We start from the raw sequence: 15,611 nt of genomic DNA, 5'->3' as shown, positions 1-15,611 counted from the left end.
AAGCCGCTGCTTCCCTTCCTTTCTTTGCGCACAATGAGCGTTAGCCCAAGATTAACCAAGTTTAGCAAATTCGCGCAATAGCTCGGCTTTGTCGGTTTTTTCCCAAGGGAAAATATCACGACCAAAGTGACCATACGCGGCGGTTTGCTTATAAATCGGTTGTAGCAGATCAAGCATTTCCTGCAGACCGTATGGGCGCAAGTCGAAGTTTTCACGCACCGCCTTGATGATGATTTCAGGGGCCACTTTTTCGGTACCGAAGGTTTCGACCATGATAGAAGTCGGCTCGGCGACACCAATCGCGTAAGACAATTGGATTTCACAGCGGTCCGCCAGACCGGCAGCGACAATGTTTTTCGCCACATAGCGTGCCGCATAGGCGGCTGAGCGGTCAACTTTCGATGGATCTTTACCGGAGAATGCACCACCACCGTGACGGGCTGCACCGCCGTAGGTATCGACGATAATTTTACGGCCAGTAAGACCACAGTCGCCCATTGGGCCACCAATTACGAAACGACCGGTTGGGTTGATGAAGTACTTGGTTTCTTTGGTCAGCCATTCGGCAGGAAGAACAGGCTTGATAATCTCTTCCATCACCGCTTCACGTAGGGTCTCGGTAGAGACGCTGTCGCAATGCTGAGTAGAAAGCACAACCGCATCGATGCCGACGATCTTGCCGTTGTCGTACGCAAAAGTGACCTGACTTTTGGCGTCTGGACGCAACCAATCTAGGGTGCCATCTTTACGCGCTTGCGCTTGGCGCTCGACCAAACGGTGCGAGTAAGTGATCGGGGCAGGCATAAGGACATTGGTTTCGTTGGTTGCGTAACCAAACATAATGCCTTGGTCGCCTGCGCCTTGATCTTTGGGATCGGCACGGTCAACACCTTGGTTAATATCTGGCGACTGCTTACCAATGGTGTTGAGCACCGCGCACGAGTTGGCATCAAAGCCCATGTCTGAGTGCACATAGCCAATGTCGCGAACCGTTTGGCGTGTCAGCTCTTCAATATCGACCCACGCTGAGGTGGTGATCTCGCCGCCGACCATTACCATGCCGGTTTTTACATAGGTTTCGCAGGCAACGCGCGCTTTTGGATCTTGCTCAAGAATTGCATCCAAAACGGCGTCTGAAATTTGGTCTGCGATTTTATCTGGATGGCCTTCAGAGACAGACTCTGAAGTAAACAGGTGCTTAGCCATGTGACACTCTCATTGTTTATCAAGAATACCGACGATACGAGGCGAAATCGATCGCCGATCATCTCAGATGTTTTAACTTCTAGACGTCTATTCTATTCGTAATTGTGACAAACGCAAGCAAGTTGATGCATAGCTCTATCTATCTAGGTATAGCAAACGATTGCGCGGACAGGCGTTATTCGACGGCTACAGGCATAACATCATCGGCCATCTGAGCATCTGTCCACGCTTTGGGAGCACGAGTGATAAATCGCTCCACCAGTGTTTCTATGCGCAAAGGCAGTCGCCCCGAGGCGCTATATAACCGAATCGGTACCGCGGCCGACTGCCATTGTGGCAAACAGCGGATAATCTTGTCTGGATGATGTGTCTGATACCCTTCAGCATTCCATGTGGGTAGCAGGCCCACACCTTGTCCGTTGGCAATCGCATCGATTTGAATCGCAACCATATCGCAGTTAAACCGGCTGGGAAGCGCGCTCAAATGATAGGGAGCCTGATGGGAATGAAACAGCGTGAGCCCACGTCGGCGCAACGCAAACACATCCAGCCAAGCATGATCATCTAACGCGGAGGGGTGTGAAAACGGACCATGTGCCTGAACATACGCGGGCGAGGCGTAAATGCCGTAGTGCCAGTGACCCAGTGTTTGGGTGCGACAATTGCTGGGGAGCATTACATCGTCGGCCCAGATAACAATGTCAGCCGCTTGGATACGCTGTGCACTCAGCTCACTGGTTAAGGTGATGGACACTTTGGGATGCTCGGTTAAAAAATGATTCAGTAAAGGACCCGCCCAGCCACGCATGAGCGCCGGATGGCAAATGACTTCAATTGGCCCTTTTAGCTCATTATTCAGACCGTGAATGGCTTCTTGGCTTTCCTCAGCCAGAGCCAAAATTTGCGAGCAATAGCGCGAAAAGGTTTCGCCGGCTTTAGTGAGTACCAACCGATTTCCCTGCCGTTGGGTTAACGCTTGGCCAAGGTCACTTTCTAATTGTGCCAGCCGCCGACTAATGGTCGATTTGGGCTGGTGGAGTGCGTCAGCCGCTGCGGTCAAGCTTTGATGGCGGCAAAGGGCATCGAACGCACGGATAGCGGCAAGGTCCTGCATACTTCCTTATCCTATTTTCCTTTTTTATCAGTAAGATGAAATAAATGCTTGCTTATTTCACGTTCTAAAACTGGAACAAGTTGTTCCAGTTTTAGGGCTGGGTTTCCTTACTCTAATATGAATAATTCTCACTAATCAAATGATAATTATTATCAAATAATGGAGTAAGATATGTCTAGTCGTCTTCGTCCCGTAGTGGTTGGGATGGTATTAGCGGGAATGCCTATAGCCTCACTTTCTGCCGCTGAGGCAGCCAACACGGAAACCATGGTGATCACCGCCTCTGGGTTTGAGCAGGTGACTGCCAAAGCACCTGCCAGTATTAGTGTGATCAGCCGAGATCAGTTAGAAGGGCGCTACTATCGTGATGTGACCGACGCATTAAAACGGGTACCGGGTGTGGTGGTGACTGGCGGTGGTGATACGACGGACATCAGTATTCGCGGCATGGCTTCAAAATATACCCTGATTTTGGTGGATGGCCGACGAACCTCAAGCCGTGAAACGCGCCCTAACAGTGACGGCCCGGGTATTGAGCAGGGGTGGCTGCCACCGCTACAAGCGATTGAACGTATTGAGGTCATTCGTGGCCCTATGTCAACCCTGTATGGCTCGGATGCGATTGGGGGGGTTATCAATATTATTACGCGTCGTGGTGAACAAGATTGGCACGGGAACGTGCAGCTGAGCACCGTGATGCAAGAAAACCGCGCATCGGGCGATGAGCAAAGCGCGAACTTTTACCTATCAGGCATGTTAAGTGACAAAGTTGGATTGAAACTGACGGGTCAAAACACGCAGCGCCAAGAAGATGATATCCAGTACGGCTATGAAGATAAGTCATTACGCTCTTTATCCACCACCTTGACTTACGATCATAATGATTTGCACCGTTGGGAGCTTGACCTCGGCGTCAACGCACAAGATCGCCGTGGTCATGTCGGCCGCTCCGTACCGAGTGACGATAGCCTTTGTCGCGGCAGTTGTGAGAACAGTAATAATGAATATCGGCGTCAGTCGATAGCCGTCAGCCACAAAGGGAATTGGGACTGGGGATGGTCTGACAGCCACTTGCAATACGAACAGAGTCGGAATAAAAGCCGCGAAATGACCATCGAAAATACCGAATTTAAAACCAGCTTAGTGCGTGATTTCGAGGCACACACCCTGACGGTTGGTGGCTCTGTTGTCTATGCGAAGTTGGAAGATTTTACCTCCAACCAAGCATCGACCAAGACCAGTATCGATAATACGCAATCAGCGATTTTTGTTGAGGACGAATGGCGCGTCTTGGAGCCGTTGAGTGTGACTTTAGGGCTTCGTGTGGATCACGATGAAAACTACGATTACCACGCCAGTCCTCGCCTGTATGGGGTTTATCAAGTTACTGATAACTGGATACTAAAAGGTGGGGTGGCGACAGGCTTTAAGTCTCCGCAGCTTCGCGAAATTACGCCTAACTGGGCCCAGGTGAGCCGTGGCGGTAATATCTACGGTAACCCCGACCTTGACCCTGAAACATCCGTGAATACCGAGTTAAGCCTCAACTATCAAGGGGATAACGGCATTACGGGGTCGATTGGTGTGTTCCACAATGACTTTAAAGACAAGATCACCCGTGTGACGTGCCCCGATACCGTATGTACTGCGGGACCAAACAAATGGGGCTCGGATCCAACTTATCGTGTCAATGTGGATGAAGCGGTTACCCAAGGGGTGGAAGCGAGTATTTTCGTGCCCATCGGTGATACGGTGGATGTAAGTGCCAGCTACACCTATACCGACTCGGAACAAAAAACCGGTGAATATAAAGGGCAGCCACTTAACCAGATCCCGAAATCGCTAGCGCATGGTGAAGTGAATTGGCAAGCGACCGAAAAACTCAGCCCATGGGCGAGCGTGACTTACCGTGGTAAAGAAATGGATCCGGTAACGGGCCCATCATCGCGCAGCAATATCGAACCTGCGTATACCATGGTGGATGCTGGGGCGAACTACCAACTGACCGATGCCATTGAGTTGCAAGGGGCGATATACAATCTGCTGGATAAATCGCTGGACTATGACGACTACGGTTATATCAGCGATGAGCGTCGCTACTGGGTAGGGATGAATATCCACTTCTAAGGAAGTTCCGACCTGTCTGTCTCTTTTATCCGGGATAGAGACAGCGATAACACTGCCGCGCCCGTTTTGGCCTCTAGTCAAACGGGCGTTTTTGGGTAGGATGGCGTGAACAGTCGCGTGATTAGCCTCACATAAGACGTGCGTCTTTTACGTGCTTGAGATACACTGGGCGGCGTTGTCAAACGAGCACCGATGGACATGACACTAAGAGTCGCAATTAATGGATTTGGTCGCATAGGTCGCAGTGTATTGCGCGCCTTGTATGAAAGCGGCAAACAGGATCGCATCCAAGTGGTGGCGATCAATGAACTCGCCGAACCAGAAGCGATGGCCCACCTGCTGCAGTATGACTCCAGCCATGGGCGTTTCGGGTGGCCGGTGTCTTTCAATCAAGAACATCTGTTCGTTGCTACTGACAGCATTCGTCTTCTTCACTTATCCGAACTTCACCTTTTGCCTTGGCGCGACCTCGATGTCGACATTGTGCTCGACTGTACCGGTAAATTCGGCACGCGCGCCGATGGTGAGGCTCACATTGCCGCGGGGGCGAAAAAAGTACTGTTTTCCCATCCCGCCAGCCAAGATGTCGATCGTACGGTTATTTTTGGTGTGAATCACGAAGCACTGACCAGCGATGATCGTATCGTCTCAAACGGTTCTTGTACCACCAACTGCATTGTGCCTGTGATTAAAGCGCTGGATGAGCACTTTGGCATTGAGTCAGGCACTATTACCACGATTCACTCGTCGATGAATGATCAACAAGTGATCGATGCCTACCATACCGATCTGCGTCGCACACGTGCGGCAAGTCAGTCTATTATTCCGGTAGACACCAAATTACATGTCGGGATTGGTAGGATTTTTCCGAAATTTTCTGACAAATTTGAGGCGATCTCAGTCCGAGTACCGACGATAAACGTGACAGCGATGGATTTAAGTGTCACTGTACGTACTAAAGTGAAAGTTAATGACGTAAATCAAGCTCTGCAAACCGCATCTCGATGTACATTAGACGGTATCCTGGATTATACCGAAGCGCCCTTGGTGTCGATTGACTTCAACCATGACTCACACAGCGCCATTGTCGATGGGTCACAAACGCGGGTGAGTAACCATCAGCTGATTAAAACGCTGGTTTGGTGTGACAACGAGTGGGGTTTTGCCAACCGAATGTTGGATACCACCCTTGCCATGGCAGCGACAACGCAGTAGCCAGCAAGTGGGGGTATCGCCCTGATTAAGTCAGTTTCAATTTGCAACCTTATAGAGAGGACCTTATGTCTGTAATTAAGATGACCGACTTGGATCTTGCCGGAAAGCGTGTCTTTATCCGTGCAGACCTCAACGTGCCAGTGAAAGATGGCAAAGTCACATCTGACGCGCGTATTTTGGCGTCACTACCAACCATCAAGCACTGCCTGGCGGCAGGTGCGAAAGTGATGGTGACCTCTCACCTTGGCCGTCCTGAAGAAGGCCAGCCTGAAGACAAATTCTCGCTACAGCCTGTTGTGAACTACCTTGACGATGCATTAGATTGCAAGGTTAGCTTGGCCAAAGACTACCTGAATGGCCTTGAGCTTAATGCCGGTGAGCTGGTGGTTCTGGAAAACGTACGCTTTAACAAAGGCGAGAAAAAGAACGACGAAGCTTTATCAAAACAATACGCTGCTTTGTGTGATGTGTTTGTGATGGACGCATTTGGTACTGCACACCGTGCGCAAGCATCGACTCACGGCGTGGGTATGCATGCACCGATTGCCTGTGCAGGTCCACTACTGGCGAACGAGCTAGACGCACTGGGTAAAGCGATGGACAACCCTGCACGCCCAATGGTGGCGATTGTGGGTGGTTCAAAAGTATCGACCAAATTGACTGTGCTGAAATCTCTGTCAACCGTGGCGGATCAGCTCGTTGTCGGTGGCGGTATCGCCAACACCTTTATTGCTGCAGCCGGTCACAATGTAGGTAAGTCTCTGTACGAAGCAGACTTGGTCGAGACCGCAAAATCACTAATGGAAGAGTGTCATATTCCAGTGGCAACAGATGTGGCGTGTGCCAAAGCGTTTGATGAAAACGCAGAAGCTGAGATCAAGCGTGTTGAAGACGTGCAAGACGATGACATGATCTTCGACCTAGGCCCAGAATCTACCCAAGCACTGGCTGACATTCTGAAAAATGCCAAAACCATCCTTTGGAATGGCCCTGTAGGCGTGTTTGAATTCAAGAACTTTGAAGCGGGCACTAAGGGTATTTCACAAGCGATTGCAGAGTCAGAAGGCTTCTCTGTCGCGGGTGGCGGTGACACCTTGGCTGCCATCGATAAGTTTGGCATCAAAGCTGACGTATCATACATTTCCACAGGTGGCGGTGCGTTCCTCGAGTTTGTTGAGGGCAAACCACTACCAGCGGTAGAAATGCTAGAAGCACGTGCCAAAGACGCGTAATTGACGTGATAAAACGGGAGCGATGTCTCCCGTTTTCGCATTCGTTTGACTACAATAGGCCGAGTCGTAAACGATTGCACCATTTCTAGTTAAGGTGCTGTGGCACCTTCACGAAGTTTAAGCAAAGACAACCCGAGTTAATAGGACGAGAGCCATGTCTAAAGTTTTTGATTTTGTAAAACCTGGCGTTATCTGGGGCGATGACGTTCAGAAAGTATTTAAAGTCGCCAAAGAGAACAAATTTGCGCTGCCAGCAGTCAACGTGGTGAACACTGACTCTATCAACGCTGTGATGGAAGCCGCTGCAAAAGTAAAAGCACCGGTTGTTATCCAGTTCTCAAACGGCGGTGCTGGCTTCTTCCCAGGTAAAGGCCTGAAGCTAGACGGTCAAGAAGCTCAAATCAAAGGCGCAGTAGCGGGTGCAAAATATGTACACGCGATGGCTGAAGTCTATGGTGTGCCTGTGATCATGCACACTGACCACGCTGCGAAAAAATTGCTGCCATGGATTGATGGTCTGCTAGACGCTGGTGAAGCTTTCTACAAAGAACACGGTAAACCTTTGTTCTCTTCTCACATGATTGACCTGTCTGAAGAGTCACTGGAAGAGAACATGGAAATCTGTGCTGAGTACCTAGCGCGCATGGACAAAATGGGCATGACGCTGGAAATCGAACTGGGCATCACCGGTGGTGAGGAAGATGGCGTGGACAACAGCGATGTTGATACCGCCGATCTTTACACCAAGCCAGAAGAAGTTGCCTACGCTTACGAGAAACTGTCTGCAGTTAGCCACCGTTTCACCATCGCCGCTTCATTCGGTAACGTACACGGCGTTTACAAGCCAGGTAACGTGGTTCTAAAACCAACCATCCTGCGTGATTCTCAAGCTTACTGTGCAGAGAAATTTGGTCTAGCACCAAACGCACTGAACTTCGTATTCCACGGTGGTTCGGGTTCTTCACAAGCAGAGATCGAAGAGTCTATCGGTTACGGTGTGATCAAAATGAACATCGACACCGATACCCAGTGGGCAACTTGGAACGGTATTCGTCAATACTACCAAGAGAACGAAGCCTATCTGCAAGGCCAAATCGGTAACCCGAAAGGCGACGACCAACCAAACAAAAAATTCTATGACCCACGCGTATGGCTACGTAAAGGTCAAGAATCTATGGTTGCTCGTCTCGAGCAAGCATTCTCTGACCTTAACGCGATTGACGTACTGTAAGTATCGTTTCTCCGGTCATCAAAACCCGCCGTTTGGCGGGTTTTTTTATACCTGATTGGGTACCACTTCGGAGACGTCGCCTATAACTGTCTCAGTTTCGTGCTACAAAGCTAGACACAAGTAGGCCAAACCCTGTTAGCATAGCGTTATCATTGATGGTCCAAAAAGAGGGACAAGGGAATGAGTGAGGAAAACGCGGTAGTAGAAGGCGCTAAGTTTGCGCAAACATGGTTTGTCGATCACCAAGATCTATTGATCCAGTATGGCGTGAACATCTTGTCTGCGTTACTGATCCTAATTATCGGTAACCTCGTGGTGAAAGGTTTGGCCAATTCACTGGCTGCGGTGATGCGTAAGCGTCAAATGGATAACGCGGTGGTGGAGTTTATTCACGGCTTGGTGCGTTATCTACTCTTTATCATTGTATTGATTGCCGCGCTCAGCCGGATTGGGGTACAAACCGCGTCTGTCATCGCGATTCTCGGTGCGGCAGGTTTAGCGGTAGGCTTGGCCTTGCAAGGCTCACTAGCCAACTTTGCTGCTGGTGTCTTAATTGTTACCTTTCGTCCATTTAAATCAGGTGATTACGTCGAATTGGCAGGCGTTGCCGGTTCGGTCGAGTCGATTCAAATTTTCTCCACAGTATTGACCACGCCTGACAATAAGATGGTGGTGGTGCCGAATGGCTCGGTGATCAGTAGTCCAATCACCAACTACTCTAAACATGCGACACGTCGTATTGATTACACCATTGGCGTGTCTTACAACGCGGATCTGAAAAAGACCAAAGCCATTTTAACCGAGGTGGTGACCAATCATCCTCTGGTCATGAAAGATCCTGCACCGACAATTGGTGTCATGACACTGGCGGACTCATCCGTGAATTTTGTGGTTCGCCCTTGGGTGAAAACCAGCGACTATTGGAGCGTGTATTACGAGCTACTGCAGTCGATGAAAGAAGCTTTGGACGAGCACAATATTGAGATCCCATTCCCGCAGATGAGTGTACATATTAACCGCGGCGATGTGAGTGAATAACTTGCGCTTTAACGTTGATCATCAAACGGCACCCAATGGGTGCCGTTTTTTTATCCTGCGACGAGGCGCGTGTATAAGCCTAATGCGAGTTTTATCGCGACAAAAAGCATCATACTGGCCATTAAGATATCGAGCAGGCGGCGAATCGACGGGGTAGATAGCCAAGGGGATAAGCGCGCCGCCCCTGCGGATAAGCCATAAAACCATAAGCAAGAGCCGAGTAATGCGCCTACCGTAAAGGCAACACGCTCATCACAGGCAAACTGTCCACCAATGGCACCTAGGACGACCACCGTATCTAAATAGACATGTGGATTGAGTAGCGTCACTGCTAGTGCGCCGATAATCACGGCACGTCGACCTCGGCTCATCGTGGGCGTGGACACATCGTTCTCGGCAGGCTGGCGAGCATTTTGAATAAATTGCCATGCATACATAGTTAAAAATGCGATGCCGGCTAATGTAATGGTGTTGAGCAACACCGGATAGCTAGCCAGTAATGCGCCTCCGCCAAAAATACCACTTGAAATCAGTATGATATCGCATAGAAAGCAAATGGAAGCGGTGGTCATATGATGTTCACGGCTGATCCCTTGGTTAATCACGTAGGCATTCTGTGCGCCGATAGGAATAATCATGGTTAGGCTTAGCCCCAAGCCTTGGAGTGCCACAAAAAAACTACTCACGGTTTGATCCTTTTATCACGAGGTATGACTCCCACTTTAAGCAGGGATGGCTATTAAGTGAACTTAATTATATTTATGGTTAATTAGTCTAACTTATGGGGGTGTGAATGGACTATCGAGGCGTAGAAGCGTTAGACGCGGTGATCACCTTAGGGGGATTTGAGCGTGCCGCTGCGGCGTTGTTTATTACCCAATCGGCGGTCTCGCAGCGGATCAAACAACTGGAGCGACAAATTGCGCAGCCTGTGATGGTTCGCGAGCAGCCGCCTCGGCTGACACCGATTGGGCAGCGTTTACTGGGTTTGTACCGGCGTGTTCAGCTTTTGGAGCAAGAGACATTGCCAGAGCTTGCTCCAGACGCGGATGGCTCCGTACTCTCGGTATCAATTGCCACCAATGCTGATAGCCTCGCGACATGGTTGCTACCGGCTCTCGCCCCCTTGTTAGCCTCGCAAGCGATTGATCTCAATTTGCTAGTTGAAGATGAGAGCCGCACCTTGAAACGGATGCGAAGTGGTGAGGCAATTGCAGCCATTAGCACAGACTCCACACCCATGCATGGATGTGATTGTCTGTATTTGGGTCGCATGGACTATAGCTGTGTGGCAACCCCTGCATTTTCACAGCGATATTTCTCCCAAGGGATTGATAGGGAGGCTTTAATGGCGGCACCCGCCGTCATTTTCGATGCACATGATGATATGCACGCGGACTTTCTTGCGTCCTATTTTACGATGCCTGCCGCTGGGTGGCGGCGTCATATTGTTCGCTCGTCTGAGGCCTTTGTCGCGATGGCAAGTAAAAGCATGGCGTACTGTTTAATACCCCGTTTAATGGTATCAAAGCAGCTCGAGGAGGGGACTTTGATCGATGTGATGCCGGGTAAAGTCGAGGCCCGGCATCTTTATTGGCACTATTGGGCAATGGAAAGTGGTGTGTTATCGGAAATGACCCATGCTTGCCAACAAGCGGCACAGCGTGCATTAGTGCAATCTTAACCGGAAATTGACCGAACACAGGGAGCCTTTTGGCTCATCGAGAGTCTTACCTGAGTGTCAGTAAAATCGTGAACTCATTTAAGGAGACCGTATGCGTAAACTCAAAGCAATGGTGCTGTTGACCAGTGCACTGGTGATGGCGCCTGCCGCCATGGCTAATATCGATTTTCCCCATCTTGAAATCACAGGGGTCGGTGAAGTGACAGCCAAGCCAGATATGGCGATGATCCATGTTGCTGTAGTATCAGAAAGAAAAAGCGCCAAAGCCGCTAAACTCGCTTCGGATAAGGCGGTGGCTGAGTTTATCAATCGACTGAATAAGCAAGGCGTTGCGCGTGAACAAATAGAAAGTGCGCATATTAACCTGTCACCACGTTATCAGTATCCCAAAGATAAAGCTCCAGAATTAACGGGTTACCGCGCTGAGCGTCAAGTGACGGTGACCTTAAATGATCTCACTAATCTAAACGCGGTGCTGGATGGTGCGTTAGGCGATGGTATAAACCGTATTAGCCATATTCAACTGACGAGCAGTGATTATGCTGCGTTAGAAGCGAAAGCCCGAGAGGCTGCGGTGAAGGATGCACGTGAAAAAGCAGCCGCACTGGCCGAGAGTTTAGCGATGAAGCTGGACGGCGTATGGCAGATTCGCTATCGCTCAAGCTCGCCTCGCCCGGTCATGATGCAGGCTGAAATGCGCGGCGCCAACGCGGATGTGGCGGCCAGTTATCAAGATGCGACGATGGAAGTGCGTGATCAAGTAGATATTATTTTTCGTCTTGACGATTAATCCTGCCTCTCTTCATTAATACAAAGGGCGCCGATGGGCGCCCTTATTGCGGCTAACTAAGCGGTGGTTACGCGGTGGGATTCACCGGCTTACCTCTTCCATCTTCTGCTTGGTCGCTTTGCGTTTGTTGGCGACGAGCAAGGCGTTGTTCCCAATAGTCTGCATTCTTAATCCCTAATTTCACAGGATCAAACGTGTAGGTCTCAACCCCTTTCGCTTGTTGTTCTTCATAGTCTTTAAGTGCTTTGAGTGCCGGTTTACCAATAAAGAAGATAATGATAATACCGACAATGTTGAGCCATGCCATCAGACCGACACCAGCATCACCAAATGCCCACGCCAGGTTCGCGCTACGTACGCATCCATAGAACACTGCTGACATCAGCACAATTTTAAGCGCAAACATCATACCGGGCACTTTGAAGGTACGGCGCAAGTAGGCAACGTTAGTTTCGGCAATATAGTAGTACGCCAAGATAGTTGTGAATGCGAAGAAGAACAGTGCAAAGGCGATAAAGGGTTTACCTAGGCCTGGCATCGCTTGTTCAATCGCTAGCTGTGTAAACTCAGGGCTGTTTGCTGCGACAGATGACGCGAGGTTTTGCACGATAAAGGCGTCACCCGCACCGTGAACGTTATAGGCACCGGTAATGATGATCATAAACGCGGTGGCAGAACAAACTAGCAGGGTGTCGATATAGACGGAGAATGATTGCACTAAACCCTGCTGTGCTGGGTGCTCGACGTTGGCAGCGGCGGCGGCATGAGGGCCTGTTCCTTGTCCGGCTTCGTTAGAGTAGACACCACGCTTTACACCCCAGCCAATCGCTGCACCGGCACCTGCCATCGGTGTAAAGGCATCGCCAATGATCATAGCAACTACACCAGGGATCTCGCTGATGTTCAGCAAGATGATCACGAACGCAATGATGATGTAAGCAAGCGCCATAAATGGCACAACGATTTGAGTAAAGTGGGCAATACGCTTTACACCACCAAAAATGATGAAGCCAAGTACAACCGAAATAAAGGCACCGGTGATGACTTTCGACACCTCTAGGGCGCCAAACATCGCGGTATCAACCATAGCACCAGAACCAAAGGCGGTTTCTACTGCGTTACCAATGGCGTTGGATTGCACGCCCGGCAGCATCACACCACATGCAAGTAGGGTCGCGAACGCAAATAAAATGGCGTACCACTTTTGACCTAACGCTTTTTCAAAGTAGTAGGCCGGACCGCCGCGAAACTCACCGTTATCCTCTTCTTTATAAATTTGTGCGAGGGTTGACTCTGTATACGCGGTAGCCGCACCGAGAAAGGCGACGACCCACATCCAGAACACCGCACCTGGGCCACCAAACCCAATTGCGGCAGCAACCCCTGCGATATTACCGGTACCGACACGTCCCGAGAGTGAGACGGCGAGTGCTTGGAAGGACGAAATCCCTTTTGCTGAGCTTTTATTGGAGAAGAGTAAGCGCCACATTTCTGAAAAGTGACGGACTTGTGCGAAACGCGTCAAAATGGAGTAGAACAGGCCGGCACCTAAGCAGGTATAGATCAGCGCTGGACTCCAAATGATGCTATTTAAGAAATCGACAAACGATTGCATAGTGAGTTCCTTCTACTGTGTTTGCATCATGTTGTTTTTTTATCCACCCGCATCTTAAACTGATTTGGTGCTCAATTGTTAATATTTTGTTTCATTTGATTTTTTGATGTGTGAATCTGATCGTTTTGTGTTCAGAAAAATAGGCGGGATAACAAAACAAAAGGAGGCCTTATGCGGCCTCCTTCATATAAGCGATGGACAATCAAGCAGTCTCAGCAGGTAAGGGCTGTCTAGCTCTTTTTACGCTTTTTCGGCTTTTTAGCAGAAACAGCTTTTTTACCGGTTTGCTTCTTCTTTTTCTTCTTATGCTCTGCTTTTTTATGTTTTGGCTTCAGGCCATCAATGGTTCGCTCTTTAACATCTTCATCCATGTAACGCGAAATACGTTCCATCATCGGCTGATCATGGGCTTCTACCAATGATAAGGCCGAGCCTTTTTTACCCGCGCGTGCGGTGCGACCAATGCGGTGTAAGTAGACATCCGCGGTACGCGGTAAGTCGTAGTTAATCACGTGAGTAATATCTGGCACATCAATACCGCGTGCGGCGACATCGGTGGCCAGTAAGACGTTCACTTTACCTTCACTAAACCGACTAATTGCATTGTTGCGTTTGGCTTGCTGCATTTCACCTTGGATCCACGCACAATCCAGTTGTTGTGACTGCATGTAATCACGCAGATCGGCTAAACGCTCGCGTGTTTTGACAAACACAATGGCGCGCTCGGCTTGCTCGGTAAGAATATGTTTCAGCAAGGCGCGTTTGTGCGCGAGATCGTCACAGCGGTGATACCACTGGGTGATTTTTTTGCGCTCCCGGCGGGGTGGCTCCACATTGATCAGCTCAGGGTCGGTCAACAAGCTTTCGGTAAATCCAGTGACGCCGCGACCTTCAAGTGTGGCGGAAAACAACATAGTTTGACTGCGACGCTGACATTCATCAGAGAGACGGTTTACCGCACTGGCAAATCCCATATCGAGCATGCGGTCGGCTTCATCTAACACCAAACACTCGATAGCGCGACAGTCGAAGCGCTCTGCCTCAATGTACTCCATGAGTCGCCCCGGTGTGGCGACGACGATATCCTGTGTTTTGCCTAACTGTTCTGCATGATCTTGATAAGAAATACCGCCGGTGATGGTGAAAATCTTGAGCTCAGTATTGACTGCCAAGGCGCGCGCTTCGTCAGCGACCTGAATCGCGAGCTCCCGGGTTGGGGTCAAAATCAGCACGCGCGCTGGTCCAGGCTTTTGGCGAGGAAAGTCGAGCAAGTGCTGTAACATCGGCAACAAGAAGGCGGCGGTTTTGCCTGTACCTGTTGGCGCAGAGGCTAAAATGTCGCGTCCATCCATCCCGTGGGGGATAACCTCGGATTGGATAAGCGTTGGACGTTGATAGCCCATATCGTCGAGGGCACTGAGCAATTCAGGATCGAGCTCAAGTTCGGCAAAGCTTCGCACAGGGTTGTTCTCCAAGGACAGTTAAGAGCGGCATTATATACGTAAATCGCGTCGATATGCAGAGTATCAGTAAATAGATCATACCGAGTGACCACCAGAAAGGTGTGTACTGACTAAGGCAATTTTAGGTAAAAATCGCGCGTTAATGCAGCAAACGCGGGGGTAAAGTGGTTATGGTCATCACGTAACACCAGCGTATCAGAGATCAATGGATGCGTCGTGGGGCTGAGGGTAAAAAGTAATCGTGATGCGGGTTTGCTAGGGGTCGGGTGAACGTACACCTGACGATGTAGGTGCAGACCATATTGTGTCGCATCGGCAATCAATCGCTCGCCTTCGGTAACGGGTAAGATAAGATCGGCACATCCGCTTGGGGTTAACCGCGCCGCGAGCACGTGAAGCAGCGCCTCATGCGTCAATGTGTGTGCATGCCGAGCCGTGGCACGCTTGGCATCGCGTGCGGTTTGTCCGCTGGTAAAATAGGGAGGGTTACATACGATGTGCTCAAAGCGTGTGCACGTGTGCCACTGTGTAATGTCGCCTTGTCGAAGTTGAATTTGCGCTGCAAAGGGGGAGACACGCACGTTTCGGGTTGCACAGGCATAAGCGGCGGGATCGTACTCGATGGCGGTGAGCGATAAATGTTGAAAACGCTGCGCAAGCATCAAGCTCAGGAGGCCGGTTCCTGTGCCAATATCGAGGCTATTTTTTGCTTGTTTGGGGTTAGCCCAAGCGCCCAGCAATACCCCATCGGTACTGACTTTCATCCCACAGTTGTCTTGAGTCACGCTAAATTGTTTGAATCGAAATTCGCTCACTGGGTTGCCTTTATCCGCTTGATTCATCCTGCCCACAGAGCAGTGTGTTTTTACTATTATCTAATCAGTCTGTTACTGATT

The 15,611-nt window shown here is 50.0% G+C and carries 13 protein-coding genes; 7 read left to right on the top strand and 6 right to left on the bottom strand.

What is annotated here, in order from left to right:
• Positions 1-51: 51 nt before the first annotated feature.
• Positions 52-1,206, bottom strand: coding sequence for a methionine adenosyltransferase (gene metK, locus N7E60_RS11955; protein ID WP_069591183.1), 1,155 nt, complete (start codon positions 1,204-1,206; stop codon positions 52-54).
• A 175-nt stretch (positions 1,207-1,381) separates the two neighbouring features.
• Positions 1,382-2,320 carry a LysR family transcriptional regulator gene (locus N7E60_RS11950; protein ID WP_167314820.1) on the bottom strand — a complete coding sequence of 313 codons (939 nt, stop codon included), beginning with the start codon at positions 2,318-2,320 and terminating at the stop codon, positions 1,382-1,384.
• A gap of 171 nt (positions 2,321-2,491) precedes the next feature.
• Between N7E60_RS11950 and N7E60_RS11945 the strand changes: the two genes are divergently transcribed.
• The 5 genes from N7E60_RS11945 (at position 2,492) to N7E60_RS11925 (ending at position 9,163) form a co-directional block, all read left to right on the top strand.
• A complete protein-coding gene (locus N7E60_RS11945; protein ID WP_408642325.1) occupies positions 2,492-4,447 on the top strand; it encodes a ligand-gated channel protein in 1,956 nt (651 codons plus the stop codon).
• A gap of 198 nt (positions 4,448-4,645) precedes the next feature.
• Complete coding sequence (epd, locus tag N7E60_RS11940; RefSeq protein ID WP_077457434.1) at positions 4,646-5,662, top strand: erythrose-4-phosphate dehydrogenase; 1,017 nt, start codon at positions 4,646-4,648, stop codon at positions 5,660-5,662.
• A 65-nt stretch (positions 5,663-5,727) separates the two neighbouring features.
• The gene (locus N7E60_RS11935) at positions 5,728-6,894 is read left to right on the top strand and encodes a phosphoglycerate kinase (RefSeq protein WP_077457402.1); all 1,167 of its coding nucleotides are present in this window, start codon (positions 5,728-5,730) and stop codon (positions 6,892-6,894) included.
• 154 nt (positions 6,895-7,048) lie between these two features.
• Positions 7,049-8,125, top strand: coding sequence for a class II fructose-bisphosphate aldolase (fbaA, locus tag N7E60_RS11930; RefSeq protein ID WP_269597578.1), 1,077 nt, complete (start codon positions 7,049-7,051; stop codon positions 8,123-8,125).
• Positions 8,126-8,305: 180 nt separating this feature from the next.
• Positions 8,306-9,163 carry a mechanosensitive ion channel domain-containing protein gene (locus tag N7E60_RS11925; RefSeq protein WP_077457400.1) on the top strand — a complete coding sequence of 286 codons (858 nt, stop codon included), beginning with the start codon at positions 8,306-8,308 and terminating at the stop codon, positions 9,161-9,163.
• A 50-nt stretch (positions 9,164-9,213) separates the two neighbouring features.
• On the opposite strand, the gene N7E60_RS11920 is transcribed toward N7E60_RS11925, so the two are convergent.
• Positions 9,214-9,801: a LysE/ArgO family amino acid transporter gene (locus tag N7E60_RS11920; protein WP_269598584.1), complete on the bottom strand. Its 588-nt coding sequence runs from the start codon at positions 9,799-9,801 to the stop codon at positions 9,214-9,216.
• Positions 9,802-9,956: 155 nt separating this feature from the next.
• On the opposite strand from N7E60_RS11920, the gene N7E60_RS11915 reads away from it, so the two are divergent.
• Both N7E60_RS11915 and N7E60_RS11910 read left to right on the top strand, forming a co-directional pair.
• Positions 9,957-10,847, top strand: coding sequence for a LysR family transcriptional regulator ArgP (locus N7E60_RS11915; protein ID WP_269597577.1), 891 nt, complete (start codon positions 9,957-9,959; stop codon positions 10,845-10,847).
• Positions 10,848-10,938: 91 nt separating this feature from the next.
• Positions 10,939-11,637 (top strand): oxidative stress defense protein, encoded by a 699-nt coding sequence (locus tag N7E60_RS11910; RefSeq protein WP_096629904.1) that lies wholly within the window; start codon positions 10,939-10,941, stop codon positions 11,635-11,637.
• Between the two features lie 67 nt (positions 11,638-11,704).
• Here N7E60_RS11910 and N7E60_RS11905 read toward each other — a convergent pair whose 3' ends face one another.
• The 3 genes from N7E60_RS11905 to N7E60_RS11895 all read right to left on the bottom strand — a co-directional run bounded on the left by N7E60_RS11905 (position 11,705) and on the right by N7E60_RS11895 (position 15,557).
• Complete coding sequence (locus N7E60_RS11905; protein WP_269597576.1) at positions 11,705-13,252, bottom strand: alanine/glycine:cation symporter family protein; 1,548 nt, start codon at positions 13,250-13,252, stop codon at positions 11,705-11,707.
• A 230-nt stretch (positions 13,253-13,482) separates the two neighbouring features.
• On the bottom strand, positions 13,483-14,655 hold the full coding sequence (gene srmB, locus N7E60_RS11900; RefSeq protein ID WP_232112120.1) for an ATP-dependent RNA helicase SrmB: 1,173 nt from the start codon (positions 14,653-14,655) through the stop codon (positions 13,483-13,485).
• A 170-nt stretch (positions 14,656-14,825) separates the two neighbouring features.
• Positions 14,826-15,557, bottom strand: coding sequence for a tRNA1(Val) (adenine(37)-N6)-methyltransferase (locus N7E60_RS11895; RefSeq protein ID WP_241836802.1), 732 nt, complete (start codon positions 15,555-15,557; stop codon positions 14,826-14,828).
• Positions 15,558-15,611: the final 54 nt, after the last annotated feature.

Source organism: Salinivibrio proteolyticus (assembly GCF_027286365.1).
GTDB classification, from domain to species: domain Bacteria; phylum Pseudomonadota; class Gammaproteobacteria; order Enterobacterales; family Vibrionaceae; genus Salinivibrio; species Salinivibrio proteolyticus.
The sequence above is the reverse complement of the archived record's forward strand: the minus strand, read 5'-3'. Positions and strand labels throughout refer to the sequence as shown.

Coding starts and splice junctions, on each gene's coding strand:
- metK (WP_069591183.1), bottom strand. CDS start 1,206: ATGGCTAAGCACCTGTTTACTTCAGAGTCTGTCTCTGAAGGCCATCCA.
- N7E60_RS11950 (WP_167314820.1), bottom strand. CDS start 2,320: ATGCAGGACCTTGCCGCTATCCGTGCGTTCGATGCCCTTTGCCGCCAT.
- N7E60_RS11945 (WP_408642325.1), top strand. CDS start 2,492: ATGTCTAGTCGTCTTCGTCCCGTAGTGGTTGGGATGGTATTAGCGGGA.
- epd (WP_077457434.1), top strand. CDS start 4,646: ATGACACTAAGAGTCGCAATTAATGGATTTGGTCGCATAGGTCGCAGT.
- N7E60_RS11935 (WP_077457402.1), top strand. CDS start 5,728: ATGTCTGTAATTAAGATGACCGACTTGGATCTTGCCGGAAAGCGTGTC.
- fbaA (WP_269597578.1), top strand. CDS start 7,049: ATGTCTAAAGTTTTTGATTTTGTAAAACCTGGCGTTATCTGGGGCGAT.
- N7E60_RS11925 (WP_077457400.1), top strand. CDS start 8,306: ATGAGTGAGGAAAACGCGGTAGTAGAAGGCGCTAAGTTTGCGCAAACA.
- N7E60_RS11920 (WP_269598584.1), bottom strand. CDS start 9,801: ATGATTATTCCTATCGGCGCACAGAATGCCTACGTGATTAACCAAGGG.
- N7E60_RS11915 (WP_269597577.1), top strand. CDS start 9,957: ATGGACTATCGAGGCGTAGAAGCGTTAGACGCGGTGATCACCTTAGGG.
- N7E60_RS11910 (WP_096629904.1), top strand. CDS start 10,939: ATGCGTAAACTCAAAGCAATGGTGCTGTTGACCAGTGCACTGGTGATG.
- N7E60_RS11905 (WP_269597576.1), bottom strand. CDS start 13,252: ATGCAATCGTTTGTCGATTTCTTAAATAGCATCATTTGGAGTCCAGCG.
- srmB (WP_232112120.1), bottom strand. CDS start 14,655: ATGGGCTATCAACGTCCAACGCTTATCCAATCCGAGGTTATCCCCCAC.
- N7E60_RS11895 (WP_241836802.1), bottom strand. CDS start 15,557: ATGAATCAAGCGGATAAAGGCAACCCAGTGAGCGAATTTCGATTCAAA.